Origin of the sequence: Vibrio neptunius, assembly GCA_019339365.1 — a bacterium.
Classification (GTDB): Bacteria; Pseudomonadota; Gammaproteobacteria; order Enterobacterales; family Vibrionaceae; genus Vibrio; species Vibrio neptunius.
Genome location: CP079859.1, coordinates 1,838,988 through 1,854,293, shown reverse-complemented (window position 1 = coordinate 1,854,293; position 15,306 = coordinate 1,838,988). Strand labels below are relative to the sequence as shown.

Sequence of the window (15,306 nt, the reverse complement as noted above, 5' to 3'; positions counted from 1 at the left end):
CTCTATGAAACTACTATTAATTTAGACGTTAAACACTCTCAGCGAGATTTTTATGCCCCAGCACCGCTGCTTTCACTTTATTGAGACCATTGTGAATATCACATTGGATCAGTAGAAGTGATGGGGTTAGCACCAATGTAATCATCGTCGCGAACAAAATACCGTAGCCTAATGCAGCGGCGGCTGGAATGAGGAACTGCGCTTGCATCGAGGTTTCGCTCAATAATGGTGCCAAACCTGCAAAGGTCGTGACTGATGTTAACAACACTGCCCTCAGTCTACTGCTGCATGACTCAACAATCGCTTCACTCACCGGAACCTTATGCTTGCGCGTCAGTTCGTTGAAGCGTGATACCAACAATAAGCTGTCATTGACCACAACACCACTCAGGGCAAGGATACCATTTAGCGACAGGATACTGATCGTCAGATCATTCAGCCAGTGACCTAAGATTGCTCCAACTATACCAAACGGAATCGCTACCATAATGATAAGCGGTTGAACGTAAGACTTTAATGGTATCGCCAGCAATGCAAAGATGACTATCAACGCCATAAGGAAGGTCGATTGCATTGAGTCTGTCGACTCTTGCTGCTGCTCCGCTTCCCCAGTAAAGTCAATTTTCAGTGTCGGGTACAGAGAGTTCAGCTGTGGAACCAGTGTTTTCTCCAACTGAGCCACCAGCTCATTCGACGACACCACGTCTTTATCCACTACTGCGGTTAAATAAACAGCGCGCAAGTTGTCTATGCGTGTAATTTCTGCTTGTTGGTAATCCGAATAGACATTCGCGACAGACAACATAGGAACCACAGTACCATCAGGAGTACGAACACTCGATTGCTGAATATCAGCCAGCGTTTGGCGATCACCTTCTGGATAGCGAACTCGAACTTTCACTTCATCTTTGCCACGCTGGAAGCGCTGAACAATATCACCACCGAAGGATTGCAATACCTGCTTCGCGAGACTCGAAGTATCCAGACCTAGCGCACGTCCCTGCTCGGTTAGCTCAAAACGGTATTGCGGTTCGCCGAGATCTAAATTGTCATCAATGCCACTCACACCCGATGTCTGTTCCAGAGCCTGTTTAAATCTATTACCTGCTTGGGTAAGCATCGCGTCGTCGCTGGCTTTGAGCTCCACTTTAAAATTATCGACCATTTCCATTGACGAGAGCACTTTAAGCTTCTTCATCCCTTCCATCTGCCCTGACATCTGCAACCACAAGTCAGCAAACTCACCCGAACTGTAAGTTGCATCCGCAGAAAGCTCTACCTGTACGGTTCCAGTACGGTCTTCATCGGCGATGACCTGAAGGCTGGTAATGTATGATGTGCTCTGATCTTGGCTCTCGCTACTCGCTCTCAGCTGCTGATCGGCCTTAACCGCATTGGCTTCCAGCTCAAGAAGATTGGTTTGAGTCTGACCAAAGCTGGAATCGTTGTACATGCTGATTTCAGCACTGACCGTATCACCGGCAATGTCAGGGAAGAAAGCGATTCTCACCGCTCCGGTCAGTGGCATACCAATCACGAGAATAAACAAAGCGATAAAGGTCATGAGCACAGCATAACGGAACTTTAACGCCTGCTTAATTACCTGCTTGTACACTTTGTGATTGAACCATTCCAGCCCATTGTCTGCACCTTGCTGGATGTGGCTCCAGATACCTTTCTTCTCACTTCGATGGGTATTGATATGGGCAAGATGCGACGGCAGAATAAATTTGGATTCAACCAAGGATAGCAACAGACAAATGGTAACCACAGTGGCAAACTGAGCGTAAATCTGGCCCATTTTCCCATCAACCGCTGCAATTGAAAGAAACGCCACGACGGTTGTCAGCACACCAAAAACAGTCGGTGCTGCCACCTTTAATGTGCCAATAATCGTGCTGTTGAGCGAATCCCCATCTTTCCGTCGCGTCGAGTAAATACTTTCCCCGACGACCACAGCGTCATCAACGACAATTCCCAGTGCCATGATAAAACCAAACGTGGTCATCTCATTGATGGTTAAACCAACAAAAGAGTCGGTCATAAAGAACAATGTGCCGAAGAAGACGAACGGTAAACTCGCCGCAACCCAAAATGCGACACGAATGTTTAAAAACAGCGCCAGTACAATAAACACCAGAGCGATACCTGTAAGGGCATTTTTGGCCAAAAGAGACAATCGCTCTGTGATCAACGTACTTTTGTCATACCAAGTCTCAACACTGACGTTGTCAGGCAACAAATTGCTGCTACGCCATTGTTCTACCACTTTGTTAGCTTGTTCTACGATTTGCACCACGTCGCTGTACTCATCCATGACAATCTGAATACCCATCGAGTTGCTTTGGTTGTATCGTGACAGGCTGAGAGTGTCTTCCTCAAAGGTATCCGTGACACGAGCAATATCGCCTAGCTTAATTTGGCTGCCGTCGGAGTATGTGACAACAGGGATCGCTTTAAAGTCTTCAATCTCGTAAGCCTGCTCAGAGACCTTAAGACGGACGGTTTTCTGGTCATTACGCAAGCTGGTTGAAATACTAGTGGATGATTCGGCATTAATCGCATCAGATACATCGGTAAGCGATAAACCATAGGCTTGCAATTGACTCTCATTGACCTCGACCGAAATCATAGGATCGATTTCCGCTTTAATCTCCAGATCACGAATGGCGCTTTCGGCTAGCAAATCGGCTTTAAGCTGCTCCGCCAAATCCTGCAATGTGGCGCGGTCCGCGTCGCCATAAAGTTGAACCCATAAAGCGTGGTCCTGCATCCGAGCCTTATCAATCACAGGATTGTCAGCTTCCGTTGGTAAATTGTTGATGGCATCTACTTTGGTCTTCACGTCAGTCAGTAAAGCATCGAGACTATAGTTGGTCTCTTTTTCGATCGACACGTGGCTACCCGATGCGCTGGAGGTCGACGTAATGCGCTTTATGCCTGCGACCGTCTCTAAAGCTTCTTCAATCTTTATCGATATCCCCTCTTCTGCCTGAATAGGATCACCGCTGTCATAATTGACAGACACAGTCACGATATCAGGTTCCAAACTTGGAAATGCTTCCTTGCGCAATGAGTTAACCGACAATAAGCCGACAACAATGACTCCTACCATGAGCAGGTTCGCGGCAACCGGATTTTGCGCGAACCAAGCGATCATACCTGTTGGCGTTTTGGATTGATGCGCCATGTTACCCCTCCTCAGTTGGCGTAACTTTCATACCAGGCTTGAAGTTACTCAACGGTCTGACAACCACTTGAGCCCTTTCTTCAGCCAAACTCGGGGTGACGTAAACTTTACCATCACGACCAAATAGCTTGCTGGCGTTCGATTTGTGCAGCAAACCTTGTTCATCTACCGTCCATATTTCACCCTGCTGAGATATTGCAGACGCTGGCACTTCCCAAAGGCCATTAACTTCAGCTCCACTCAGTGTTGCTTTTACGAAAGTCCCCGGATAGAGGGGTGAGTCTGCCTCAAGAGGTTTATCGATAACCACAACCAGTGACCGCTGGCGCGTGTCCTGAGTTACGTGTTGGTACCTTCTCTCAACCTGACCAAGCCATTGGTGAGCACCACTACTGTCAGTCAATGTCACCTGCCAGTCTCCCATATCGCGGGAAGTTGGCAGATTTGCCCATTGCTGCTCTGACAATGGAACTTCCACTTCAACACGTTCAATACTGTAGAGAGTGGCGACGGTACTACCGGCACTCAAATAGCTCCCCGGCTGCACATCTCTACTCACGACTAACGCCGTGAAGGGCGCACGTATTTCCGTGTCTTTGAGGTCTTTTTCTGCTTTCTTTAATGCCTGCTTTGCATTGGCTAAGTTTGCTTCGGCGCTGGCAAGTTGAGGCTGTCTAAGAACTAGAGGTGAATTCGGTTCCCCATCTAAGCCAGAACGTTGCCATTCAGATTTGGCTTGCTCACCCTCTCGCTGCTCTTCTAACAACTCAAGTTCTGCCGTCGCGACATCAGATTTAGCCTGAGCCAACGCCTGCTGATACGACGTATCATCCAGCCTTGCTAGTATGGTGCCCTCAGTGACCACTTTGCCTGTCTCAAAGTCATCAGATAGGCTGATCACTCGGCCACTGACCTCACTGGCATAGTTAAGTTGATAACGAGACCGAGTTTCTCCATAACCCACAACCTGAGCTTGATAACTGGCACTGGTAGTCATCTGCACTGCAACTTGCTGGAGGTTTAAGCTTTCTTGCACCAATGGTTGCTGCAAGGTCTTCGTTGCTTGTTGCTCAGACTGGCTATTCTCGCTCGCCTGAGCCATATGACTACCGTTATAGCCAATGGCAGCAAAGATGCTTCCAACGGCAACAAGTGTCACCGCTAGAGTGATGGCATTTTTTTTCATGATGATACTCCCAAGCCCAGAGCTAGGCCCAAATCGATTCGGTTTAGTAAGCGTTGATAAGTGGCGTTTACCAACTGCGCTTCGGTGTCGTAGGTCTGCTGCTGAACAGTTAGCAAATCAAAGATGTCGACCAGACCTTTTCGATATTTCTCTTGGTAGCTGACAAAACTACGCTTCGAACTGGTAAAGGCTTGATTAAGGTGCAGTTGCTGCTTTTCAAGCGAGTACTCCTGTCCAACAGCGTTTTCCACTTCATTAATCGCCGTCAGCAAGGTTTCCTGATAGGCCCAATAGCTCTGCTCTGTGGTGAACTGAGCAATCTCAGCCTGAGATTTGAGCTTCCCACCCTGAAAAAGTGGCGCAGATAGTTTTCCAAGTACGCTCCACAATGGATCCGTTAACAAGGCCTCGCTGGGTGACTGCGCAATATCCGTCAAACTTGCCGTCAAACTGAAGGATGGCAGCATAGCTTTGTAAGCCGCGTCGGTACGAAGAGCTTCAGCTTCGATGTTGTAGAAAGCTTGCTGTAGATCTGGTCTACCTGCCATATTCTGCTGACCAAGAGAATCAAGAGGATTCACGACTTGTGGAAACGTCATCGCGACCTCTGGCTGCTCCAATTCGGATTGCCATTGTCCAGTTAAGAGTTGCAGGCTACGCCTACTCTGTTCTAGGTTTTCCGCATATTCAGCGACCGTTGAGCGCGTCGACGACGTACTCGTTTTCGCGTTATCCAAGTCTTCCAGACTACCTAGCCCCACTTGATAACGCTCTAGAACCAACACCTCGTTGTTTTCCAAGACATCCAGTCTTCTCAGCTCAATATCAAGTAATTGCTGATTGACGCTGATTTCTAACCAGTTGCGCATGATATTGGCTGCCAACAAATCTTTTGCTGATTGCAAACTTGCCTGAGAGGCCGCAACATCTTTTCGTGCTGCTTCGCTGCTATCTGCCAGTTTTTGCCACAGATCCAGCTCCCAACTTACGGTCACGTCGCCAGTATAGCTGTCATCAGTGTCTTCTTTGGATTGACTGGTAAAGCTGGCACTTGCAGTAGGCAGCTGATCTGCCACCGTGACTCCTTGCTGGGCATATACAATTTTTAGCGCGATCACGCTTTGTTGAAAACTGGGGTTATTTGCAAAGGCCGCATTGATGTATTGTTCAAGTGCAGGCACTTGAATTAGGTCAGTGAGTCGAGTTGGTTGCTCGTTGGTGATAACTCGTGTTTTTAGTTGTTTCTCTGCTATCACTTGTTTGAGCAGGGGGTTCTAGCGACTGAGTACTGTTCGACTTTGCCAATTCGGCATAATCGACATCAGTCCCTGTCGCACAGCCCATAACACCTACCAGCGTCAGAGCAAGGATGGAATATCGCAATGTCATTGTTATCTTCTCCCACTATCGTGCGAGAAAAGTAACAAACAGGAGGGTTAAGGCAGGGTTAAGAGCAACGCTATATCCGTATTAAACGTGAGAAAATGCTCAGACTCCCGTGATAAAGAGGCACGCAATACACGACGGAGAACCCTAACTAAGTCAAAAAGCTAAGTATCGGAAGTCATTAGGGGCAATCTTGCCCCTGTTTCCTTAAACGGCCATTATATTCAGTGTGTTGCTGATTCCAGCGTCATCAACAAAATCTTGATCATGACTGACCAAAACAAAAGGCCCTGGGTACTCAGCTAGCGCTCTAGCCAATCTCCGCTTTGAATCAATGTCTAGATGGTTGTCTGGTTCATCAAGCAAGAGTAACGGCGAGCTGGGTTGATGACTCACCATCAATATCGCGAGCTTCATTTTCTCTCCACCACTCAGCACAGAAACCTTTTTAAAGACGCTGTCTTTACGAAAACCAATTCCAGCCAGCACAATCCGAGCATCACGCTCTGATAAATTAGGACAAAAGTGGCACAGCGTAGCTAGCACACTGAGCTTCTCGCTCAACAAACTAAAATGTTGATCAAGATAGACGGTTTTTGTTTTGCGTTTCACTCCTTGGTGAAGATTTCCCGAGGGAGAGTTCAGCGCTTTTAATAGCGTCGATTTACCGCAACCGTTAATACCTGATAGATGTATGCGGTCTGTCTTCCCTATCCTTAAGCTAACAGGCTGCCAACGACGTTTGTCTACGCAAAAGTCATTGATGGAAGCCAGATTGGGTCGTTTTTCCTTTTGAGGCTGAGCCAGATAAAAGCTCTGTTTTTTCACTTCTTCTTGCTGGTTTTTTAAGGTCTCCAGCTTGTGCTGGTTACGTTTCAACTGATTGTTTTGATTGGTAATAACAGCAGAGCGAGTAACTTGCGCGCTATCTTTCATCGCATCCATAAGAATTTTTGGCTGACTGCCTGATCTTCTTGCGCGGTTGCCGATCGCTTCTCGCTGCAGGGCTTTTTCGGCATTGAGCTGGATTTGACGCTCAATCTTCTTCTTTTCTGATTTGAGAGTGTCAATCTTGCTGCTTAAAGCCTGTTTCTCTACGTTATATTGGCGCTGGAATTCATCATAGCCACCTCGATAGCTTTTCAAACCTAATGATGAAAGGTGGCAGATAACATCAGCACAGCGTAGTAACGCTCTATCATGACTGACCAATAGAATCTTACCAGGGAATGCTTTGAGTTTATTTATCAACCACTGTTTTCCTTGGGTATCGAGATGATTGCTTGGTTCATCAAGCAACAAAATATCCGGACTTTGCTCAAACAAATAATAGAGCTGAAGCTTAGCCAATTGCCCTCCACTTAGGTTGCAACAAAAGTCATCCAATGACAGCGCAATGCTCAAATGAGCCATAAGCTCTATTGCTCGCTGCTCTACCTCCCAGTCATCGCTAAGGCGGTCAAAGTCTTCCTGACGAGTGCTTCCTTGTTCTATAGCCCTCAGAGCCTGAAGTTTGTCATCGATACCAAGGTATTGCGCGATAGTCATATCGCTGACTAACAACTCTGAAGGTAGCTGCGCGTACGTAGCAATCCTCCCTTGACGTTCGACATTGCCAGCGTCAGGCAAGCAGTCCCCCGTCAAGATGGAAAGCAACACCGACTTACCACTGCCATTTTTTCCTGTTAGGCCAGTAATACGATGATTTAACGATAAATTTATCGAACGGAATAACCATTCACCCGTTTCGAGCTGATGTGAAATTTGAGATGCAATTAATTCAGGCATATCGCCTCCTTTTAATTCAAAAGGGGTCGCCATTGTGCGGTGATATGGCCGAGCGTATAAAATGCCGAGATAATCCAGATAAACTGGCAAGAACCACCATTGGTGGATTTTAGAAATGTACTAAGATTGCGGCAACGCCCACTAACCCCGAGTGTCCAAAGTGTTGTTTATATTGGATGTCAGGAAGTTAGCTGTTCATTTAGGCGTTAGCTCCTAGAGAAGTGATGTGCAGATTATAACCAGCTTTATTTAAAAGTTGCAATATCGCACAGGAGATAATATCAAGAAAAGATAACCACTCGGACTGTTTCGCCACAATGGCTAGACAGTAAGGCCTAAGACGCCTTAACTCTCAGATTTTGAGGATTAGACTCAAGGTATCTATTAGTGAATATTTATCATGTTATATTGCTCACAAAGCATACTTAATAGATAAGTGACGCAGACTCGAGATTCAAATGTTGGCTATTAGGAGAAGCAATGAGTATAACGTTCAGAAATGCAAAAATTTGTGATGCGAAGGCAATCAGTGAGCTGATTTTACCTTTAGCAAAAAAGTATGTTTGTCCAACGTGTGATCCCTCAGTACACGATGTTTTGCTCAAATCCATGTCAGAAGAAAAGGTAGAGCATTATCTTTCGACAAATTATCACTACGTTGTCGCGGTGACTGCGAATGATGAAGTCATTGGCGTAGCTGGGATTAGAGACAACTCGCATTTGTATCATCTATTCGTAAACGATCGCTTTCAAGGTCATGGACTATCTCGTCAATTATGGGAGGTGGTTAAGGAAAATGCGCTAAATAACGGCAACAAGGGGATATTTACAGTCAATTCAGCGATAAATGCAGAAAGCGTATATTTACGTTTTGGTTTTAAGCGCACTGAAGGTATCAGAAATCGCCAAGGCATGATTGATATTCCAATGATGTTAGAGGCTAGTTGCTAATAAATAGGTGGATATGCTGTTATTACTTTTGTTACTCGAAATGAAAACATGATCTCAACACGGCAGTATAAGGATGAAACTATAAATTATGGATGAAACAATCTTTCCAAATATTCAGTTAAGTCATATTGAAATATATGTCAAAGATATAGCAAAGATGGAAGACTTTTATACGAGGAAGTTAGGTTTTGTTGTCACTGACAGAGGCGAAGGGGAAAATGGTCTGGTTTTTTTGAGTCGCAGTCCTGAAGAACACCACCAGATTGTACTCAGTCCCATACACTCGCCTAAGCTTGATGAAAGTCCAATTGATCATATTTCATTTAGAGTGAAAAGTATTGGTGATCTAAAGCTTTTCAATTCATCATTAAGGTCAGTCTCTGGCATCAATTTGCAAACGGTATCTCACGGCACCACTTGGTCTCTATATTTTCGTGATCCTGAAAACAATAGATTTGAAATTTTCACAGATACACCATGGCATGTAAACCAGCCATGTAAGTTCCCTATTAGTCTAGAATTATCTGATCAAGAGTTAATTGAATTTACAGAGAATGAGGTTAGAAATAGGCACGGTTTTTGTCCAAAGAGCGATTGGAAAATCGCTCATAAAAAGAGTTTAGGCGAATTTGCTTAACCATGGCCGTATAAGAAATTCAAAAGCCAACAGAAGGGAGTAGTAACTTGATGCTATTCCCTTTTATTTTTTCTATTGAGTTAACCTGAGTTCAGAACTTAATGTTCATACCAGCAAAGATCACATCGGATTCAAAGTCATCAGCCAACAAAAACTTTCTGTATTCCAAGTTTAAACCAAGGGTACTAAAAAATATCAGCTCAGTGCCGGCTCCGTAGTATGGGTGTAGTCCGGTGTGAGTATCAGTTCTTTCTGTTCCCCCCGAAGGCGTATAAGTTTTCTCAACATCCGAATAATTCGCACCACCGACAACATATAGGTTGACGAAAGAAACAGGAGATACGCCCGCTTTCAAGCCAGCAAAGCCAGTAGAGTAAGTCACTTCTTGCTTGGTCGTCCCAAAAACAGATGTGACGATATTGCTTGTCATACCATCAACCGCAGCATAACCGATCTCTGCGGCAAAGTTGGGGTGGAATTGATACGCGTAATCAATCTTGCCCGCAAACCCCGAGTCACTCCAATCATTCGGCCCATCCGTACTACCACCCCCTATCCCAAAGCCGATTTGATGATTACCTGCAAACGCGGCTGAAGATAGCAATAATGGCAATAGTAAAAGCATTTTTTTCATCGTTGAGTACTCATCATAAACATCTCATAAAGCTGGAAAATACGGCAAACTTTCAATAAGTTGTACATATTCTTTGTAAGCCTTTGTCAGAGCATTGTATTAAAAGGTGTGGTCATTGATACACGCTTCGACTAGACGATATTGAAAATTTTACGATACTTATCCTCAAGTTCTTGCAAGGCGGCTGTTAAGTTAGGCTCTGGTCGACTGAGGTGAGTAATCAGAGTCATAAAATAACAGTCCATAATTAGCGGTATTCTTTCCGCTCCCTTGGTCGACAAGTTTGAGTTTGCAAATACAGCATCATTGTAAGATTGGTAGTAATCCATATCCCAAATAACTTCTTTGAGCAGCGCTCGACTTAAGTTCACATTAGCAAAATAGTAACCATAATAGGTTGTTGCAAACCTCAGCCCAATTGCCATTACGTCGTTATCTGAGTTGGATATTCCCTGGTCAGCCATCTCAGTAAGCTGAGCTAGCATACCTTCACGCAATATCGCGAGCTTATTTTCAAAATGGCTAAAGACCGTACCATCAGCCACTCTTGCTTGCCTTGCTATTTGACGTGTCGACGTTTCCTGATAGCCCTGCGCTTCAAAAAGTTCCCACGCAGCGCTAAGGATCCGTTGTCGCGTTTGTTCTCTCTTTCCCATGATTTCTTCATCCCAAATATTGCTGTTAGATCATACCTGTCCCCAGATGAGTTGACAAATTGAGCACGCTCATTTAATAATTGAGCACGCTCAATTATTAAATGTGGAAATTATAATGAAAGACTCTTTTAAGAAAGCCATCACCCTTTTGGTTCAGTGGTTAGTGTTCATACCGATCTTGTTTTGCTTCTCTTACGTTTTAAGACCAATACTGATGTCAATTTTGATCCCTGGCGGTCTGTTGTTTCTTGCCATCATTGGAGGTGCGGAGGTAAGAAAAGTAATGAAGAAAATGCTAATGTCTTCCTTAACTAAATGAGTCTAAGTAATGAATACGACTCAAATAGGTGGGGCAATTCGGTCATGTTCGCTCGTAACTGTTTGCCTTGCTCTCGCGACTCATCATTGGGTTAAGTGAGGGTTTGATCACTTAATTTTTACAACTTAACGTGCATTGATTATGTTCATTTTGGAACAAGACAATAACACTTATTCCAATAATAGATGAATGACAATCACTTAAGTAGTTGATAATTGGTGACTTAGCTTCTAAGGCGTGTTTTATTGACCGAGAAAGCTCGCAGCTATGAATTTTCACTTCTGGTTCGAAATGAGATTCGAATTTAAAATATCCAAAACCAGAAAGTAACAAGCACGTCACAAAGGAAGCAAAAGGGACGCCATGAGTAATCAAGCGCTAATTCAGACATTCATCAACATTGTCGGCCAAGACCATGTGTTAACTGATCACAAAAAAACCGAATATTACCGCTCAGGCTTCCGCTCGGGTAAAGGCAAAGCGCTGGCGGTTGTGTTTCCTGGTTCATTAGTTGAGCAGTGGCGTCTGCTTCAGGCTGCAGTAGAAGCGAACTGCATTGTGATCATGCAAGCCGCCAAAACTGGTCTAACCGAAGGCTCTGCACCAAGTGGCGATGATTACGACCGTGAAGTGGTAGTGATCAATATCATGCGCATCAATTCGCTGCATTTGATTGAAAATGGCGAGCAGATCATCAGTTTACCAGGTGTGAGCCTTCATCAACTTGAGAAAAAACTCAAGTCCGTTAATCGTGCGCCTCATTCCGTGATTGGTTCTTCTTCAATTGGGGCGACCGTTGTTGGTGGTATTGCCAACAACTCCGGTGGTGCTTTGGTCAAACGTGGCCCTGCGTATACGGAATTGGCGCTATTTGGCCAAGTTACCAAAGAGGGCAAACTAGAACTTGTAAATCATTTGGGGATCGAAGGCCTTGGTGAAACGCCAGAAGAGATCCTGACCAATGTTGAACAAGGCAACTTTGACCCGTCTAAGATTGTCCACAATGAAGCCATGGCATCAGACAAAGAGTACGAGGCTCGCGTTCGTGACGTCGATGCTGAAACCCCTTCCCGTTTTAATGCTGATTCCAGACGCCTGTTTGAAGCCAGTGGCTGTGCAGGTAAGCTGGCAGTGTTTGCAGTCCGTGTCGATACCAACCCTGTCGCTGAAAAAGAACAGCTTTTCTACATCGGCTGTAGCGATCCAGCGAAAATGACGATGCTGCGCCGTGACATGCTCAGTGGCTTTAAACATTTGCCAGAAATGGGCGAATACATGCATCGCGACATTTTCAATTTGGCAGAAACTTACGGTAAAGATGTTTTCCTGTCGATTCATCACCTAGGCACTGACAAATTGCCTAAGTTCTTTGCGCTAAAAGCAAAAGTAGAGTCGATTCTCAAACGCATACCGTTTGTTTCTAAAGATTTGCCAGATATTACGCTTTACTGGCTCAGCAAGCTGTTTCCACAGCACCTTCCTAAGCGCATGCTGGAATTCAGAGACAAGTACCAACACCATCTGATCCTAAAAATGAGTGATGGTGGTATCGATGAAGCGAAAGAGTACCTGGAGAACGTCTGGTCTAAGCAGGACGGATGTGAGTACTTTGTTTGTGATGCAGATGAAGGCAAGAAAGCTCTGCTTCATCGCTTTGCGGCCGCGGGTGCTGCGATTCGCTATGAAACCATTCACTCCAATGAAGTGGAAGACATTCTGGCGCTGGATATTGCTCTGCGCCGAAACGACATTGACTGGGTGGAACAGCTACCAGAAGAGATCACTAAAGACTTAGTTATGGGTCTCTACTACGGTCACTTTATGTGTCATGTCTTCCATCAGGATTACATCTTCAGAAAAGGCGCAGACACAAAGAAGATCAAACAGAAAATGCTTGAACTTTTAACTCAGAAAGGCGCGAAATACCCAGCAGAGCATAACGTTGGCCACCTTTATGAAGCAGAAAAACAGCTTCAGGAGTTCTACCACTCGTTGGATCCTACTAACACCTTTAATCCAGGTATTGGCAAGATGAGTAAGTACAAACGTAACTGCAGTTGCTGTGGCGGTTAACGGGCTTATTTAACTCTGAGCTTTTTCAGTTCTTAACTCAAAGAGCTCAGAGGCTTTCTCACTCTGCTGCATTACCCCAAAGCTACGTTATTCTGGCTCCAGCCAAATTTGTCGCACAGCACTTTAAGCTGATTAATCTCATCTTGAGTCTGTTCGACCAACCAGTTAAGAATCTCACTGATCATGGGAGAATGATTACGTTGGCAGCAGTAGTACTGCCAGTCACTATGTTGAAGTGAGAGCTGTTCAGGGCATTTAAGAAACTCACGCTTGAGTTCAGGTAATACCAACAGCAGGTCTGTCACTGTTACTCCCTGACCGGACAAACATGCACTTAGCGCTAAATCCAAGCTGAAAAATACGGTATCCCTACCCTTTTTCGCCCCTTGCAGATCAGCGTTGTTTAACCAGTTTTTCCAATCTTGGTGATCGAGAGTCGCATGCAAATGTGGCAACGTCAGAACGTCACTTAACTGAATATGCTGCTTAGAGAGAGATTCAGCGTAAACTGGCGCCATAAACTCATCGCGAAGGAAGGTCACATCTGAGCGATTCTGGTATCGCTCACGCTTTCGCGTGTTCACGATCAGCAGATCGCAGTCTTCAGAATCAAGCGGTGGATCTTCTTCAATCGATGGGATGATAACAATCTCGTGTTCAGGATATCGCTCATTGAGCATCGCAACCTTAGGCATCAGAATACGCGTGGCATAACTGAGCGCACTTTTTATCACAATACGCTTCTTATTCGGTAACGCCCACTGAGCTATCAAGCTATCCAATGCAATGTAGTTTTTACGTAGCACTTCATAGAGGTCTTTCCCTTGCGTCGTTAACTCAATCGCTCGGTGTTTTCGGCTCACTAGAGATGCTTCTAGCTCATCTTCAAGTTGTTTTATCTGACGACTGACTGCACTTTGGGTAACATTAAGCTCATCAGCCGCTTTGGTAAAGCTCATAAGGCGTGCCACAGATTCAAAGACTTTCAATCCGTTGTGTGAATAAGGGAGACGGTCATAAGGGGACATAATTCACTCGCATGATCTGAACTCATGTAAGAGTGGCATAAATGTCATTTGAAGGCTAGTCAGCAAACTCGTACCTTATTGTGATAACGATCACGAGGCACACAATGAAAAAAATTCTCTCTCTGGCATTTCCACTGATAATTTCGCAGCTCATCGCAATGGCACTGGTTCTGACTGATGTCTGGATGATGTCGCGACTCAGTGTGTCTGCGCTAGCAGCTGGAGGATTGGGTGCATCCATCTACAGTTTCGTCTTTATTGTGGCGAGCAGCACCGTGGGTTGTGTGGCGAATTTAATTGCCATTGCTTATGGTCAACGTATTGCGAGACCGGAATACGGCAATCAGCAAATCCGCTTAGCCGTAAAAGGGGCTGTACTACTGACGGTGATCCTGTCTGCGATCTTAACCTTGTGTTTTGCATATGCACCGCAACTACTGGCACTGGCGAAGCAGCCTCAAGAGCTCGCTGGCCCAGCTATGGCATACCTAGACGCATTAAAATGGGCCATGTTGCCGTCTCTGATGCTACTGGTGTTGCGCGGCTTAACCAGTGCGCTTGGTAATGTTCGCTCGATCATGGTGATGTCATTACTCACCGTTGTGCTCAACGTACCTATCAGCTATTTGCTTGCTTTCCAGCTAGAGCTTGGCTTGGCAGGACTTGGCGCGGGTACCGCTTTAGCAGCGTTCATTGTAATGATGGGCTACGGCTACTGGGTGTTTAAACGCCCTGAATACCAGCCGTTTGCGCCGTGGAAAAATACAGAAGAATACTCGCTATCATTGCTTAAACCTTTACTGGCGATGGGATTGCCTATTGCACTGGCTGCGCTGCTTGAACACGGCCTGATTTACGGTGGCACCTTGATGGCAGGCACCATCAGCATCGCCGCACTCGCATTGCACCAAATTTTGCTGCAATGCCTGAGCTTCACCTGGAACATCAACTTTGGTTTCTCGCAAGCCGCTGCAATTTTGGTCGGGCAGGACTATGGGGCGGAAGACTATGATGGTATTAAGCGCACAGCCCTGCGTAGCTTTGGCCTGACGACAATGATCAGCGCAGTGCTGGCAGGTGTCTTCATGTTATGGCCTGAGCTGATCGGCTCCATTTTCAATCTGGATTCTGAGCTTTCAACACTACTCGTCGCCGTTCTATGGGTAGTCGCATTATCTTTCATTGTTGATGCATGGCAGCTACTGGCGATTAACCTGCTTCGCGGCATGAAGATCGTTGTTGGCCCGACTGTAGTGACGGCTGTCGGCTACTGGCTGTTTGGTCTGCCTGCTGCATGGTTGCTACTGCCAGACTTTGGTTTAGGCGGCATCTGGGGTGGTATCGGTATTGGTCTAGGTGTCACAGGTGTGCTGTTACTTGTTCAGCTTCTGCTAGCGATTAAGAAGCAACGCCATACAGATTCTCTTGCCGTAGCCATGGGTTAGTCGGTAGTATCGC

The 15,306-nt window shown here is 45.6% G+C and carries 10 protein-coding genes and 1 pseudogene; 4 read left to right on the top strand and 7 right to left on the bottom strand.

All coding sequences use genetic code 11. From position 1 onward, the window contains the following. Positions 1-28 precede the first annotated feature (28 nt). From KW548_08825 to KW548_08810, 4 genes and pseudogenes are all read right to left on the bottom strand, one after another. Positions 29-3,190 (bottom strand): efflux RND transporter permease subunit, encoded by a 3,162-nt coding sequence (locus KW548_08825; protein ID QXX05370.1) that lies wholly within the window; start codon positions 3,188-3,190, stop codon positions 29-31. A gap of 1 nt (position 3,191) precedes the next feature. Further along, positions 3,192-4,376 carry an efflux RND transporter periplasmic adaptor subunit gene (locus tag KW548_08820; GenBank protein ID QXX05369.1) on the bottom strand — a complete coding sequence of 395 codons (1,185 nt, stop codon included), beginning with the start codon at positions 4,374-4,376 and terminating at the stop codon, positions 3,192-3,194. Further along, positions 4,373-5,765: pseudogene (locus tag KW548_08815) on the bottom strand (TolC family protein). Before KW548_08815 ends, KW548_08820 begins: the two are co-directional and overlap by 4 nt. Before the next feature lie 204 nt (positions 5,766-5,969). Continuing rightward, a complete protein-coding gene (locus tag KW548_08810) occupies positions 5,970-7,550 on the bottom strand; it encodes an ATP-binding cassette domain-containing protein (protein ID QXX05368.1) in 1,581 nt (526 codons plus the stop codon). Between the two features lie 480 nt (positions 7,551-8,030). Between KW548_08810 and KW548_08805 the strand changes: the two genes are divergently transcribed. Beyond that, positions 8,031-8,501 (top strand): GNAT family N-acetyltransferase, encoded by a 471-nt coding sequence (locus KW548_08805; GenBank protein QXX05367.1) that lies wholly within the window; start codon positions 8,031-8,033, stop codon positions 8,499-8,501. A gap of 88 nt (positions 8,502-8,589) precedes the next feature. Then, positions 8,590-9,138 (top strand): VOC family protein, encoded by a 549-nt coding sequence (locus tag KW548_08800; protein QXX05366.1) that lies wholly within the window; start codon positions 8,590-8,592, stop codon positions 9,136-9,138. A 91-nt stretch (positions 9,139-9,229) separates the two neighbouring features. Here the strand turns inward: KW548_08800 and KW548_08795 are convergent, their stop codons facing one another. Together KW548_08795 and KW548_08790 are read right to left on the bottom strand one after the other, a co-directional pair. Next, a complete protein-coding gene (locus KW548_08795; protein ID QXX05365.1) occupies positions 9,230-9,772 on the bottom strand; it encodes a porin family protein in 543 nt (180 codons plus the stop codon). 131 nt (positions 9,773-9,903) lie between these two features. Continuing rightward, a complete protein-coding gene (locus KW548_08790; protein QXX05364.1) occupies positions 9,904-10,428 on the bottom strand; it encodes a TetR/AcrR family transcriptional regulator in 525 nt (174 codons plus the stop codon). Positions 10,429-11,110: 682 nt separating this feature from the next. Between KW548_08790 and dld the strand changes: the two genes are divergently transcribed. Beyond that, entirely contained in the window at positions 11,111-12,820 is a 1,710-nt protein-coding gene (gene dld, locus KW548_08785; protein QXX05363.1) for a D-lactate dehydrogenase, read from the top strand. 71 nt (positions 12,821-12,891) lie between these two features. Here the strand turns inward: dld and KW548_08780 are convergent, their stop codons facing one another. Beyond that, on the bottom strand, positions 12,892-13,848 hold the full coding sequence (locus KW548_08780; protein ID QXX05362.1) for a LysR family transcriptional regulator: 957 nt from the start codon (positions 13,846-13,848) through the stop codon (positions 12,892-12,894). A gap of 104 nt (positions 13,849-13,952) precedes the next feature. Here KW548_08780 and KW548_08775 point away from each other — a divergent pair, with 104 nt between their 5' ends. Then, entirely contained in the window at positions 13,953-15,293 is a 1,341-nt protein-coding gene (locus KW548_08775) for an MATE family efflux transporter (GenBank protein QXX05361.1), read from the top strand. The last annotated feature ends 13 nt before the right edge of the window (positions 15,294-15,306 follow it).

Excerpts from the sequence above, each read along its gene's own strand:
- dld (QXX05363.1), top strand. The coding sequence starts at position 11,111 with ATGAGTAATCAAGCGCTAATTCAGACATTCATCAACATTGTCGGCCAA.
- KW548_08805 (QXX05367.1), top strand. The coding sequence starts at position 8,031 with ATGAGTATAACGTTCAGAAATGCAAAAATTTGTGATGCGAAGGCAATC.
- KW548_08775 (QXX05361.1), top strand. The coding sequence starts at position 13,953 with ATGAAAAAAATTCTCTCTCTGGCATTTCCACTGATAATTTCGCAGCTC.
- KW548_08800 (QXX05366.1), top strand. The coding sequence starts at position 8,590 with ATGGATGAAACAATCTTTCCAAATATTCAGTTAAGTCATATTGAAATA.
- KW548_08795 (QXX05365.1), bottom strand. The coding sequence starts at position 9,772 with ATGAAAAAAATGCTTTTACTATTGCCATTATTGCTATCTTCAGCCGCG.
- KW548_08810 (QXX05368.1), bottom strand. The coding sequence starts at position 7,550 with ATGCCTGAATTAATTGCATCTCAAATTTCACATCAGCTCGAAACGGGT.
- KW548_08790 (QXX05364.1), bottom strand. The coding sequence starts at position 10,428 with ATGGGAAAGAGAGAACAAACGCGACAACGGATCCTTAGCGCTGCGTGG.
- KW548_08825 (QXX05370.1), bottom strand. The coding sequence starts at position 3,190 with ATGGCGCATCAATCCAAAACGCCAACAGGTATGATCGCTTGGTTCGCG.
- KW548_08820 (QXX05369.1), bottom strand. The coding sequence starts at position 4,376 with ATGAAAAAAAATGCCATCACTCTAGCGGTGACACTTGTTGCCGTTGGA.
- KW548_08780 (QXX05362.1), bottom strand. The coding sequence starts at position 13,848 with ATGTCCCCTTATGACCGTCTCCCTTATTCACACAACGGATTGAAAGTC.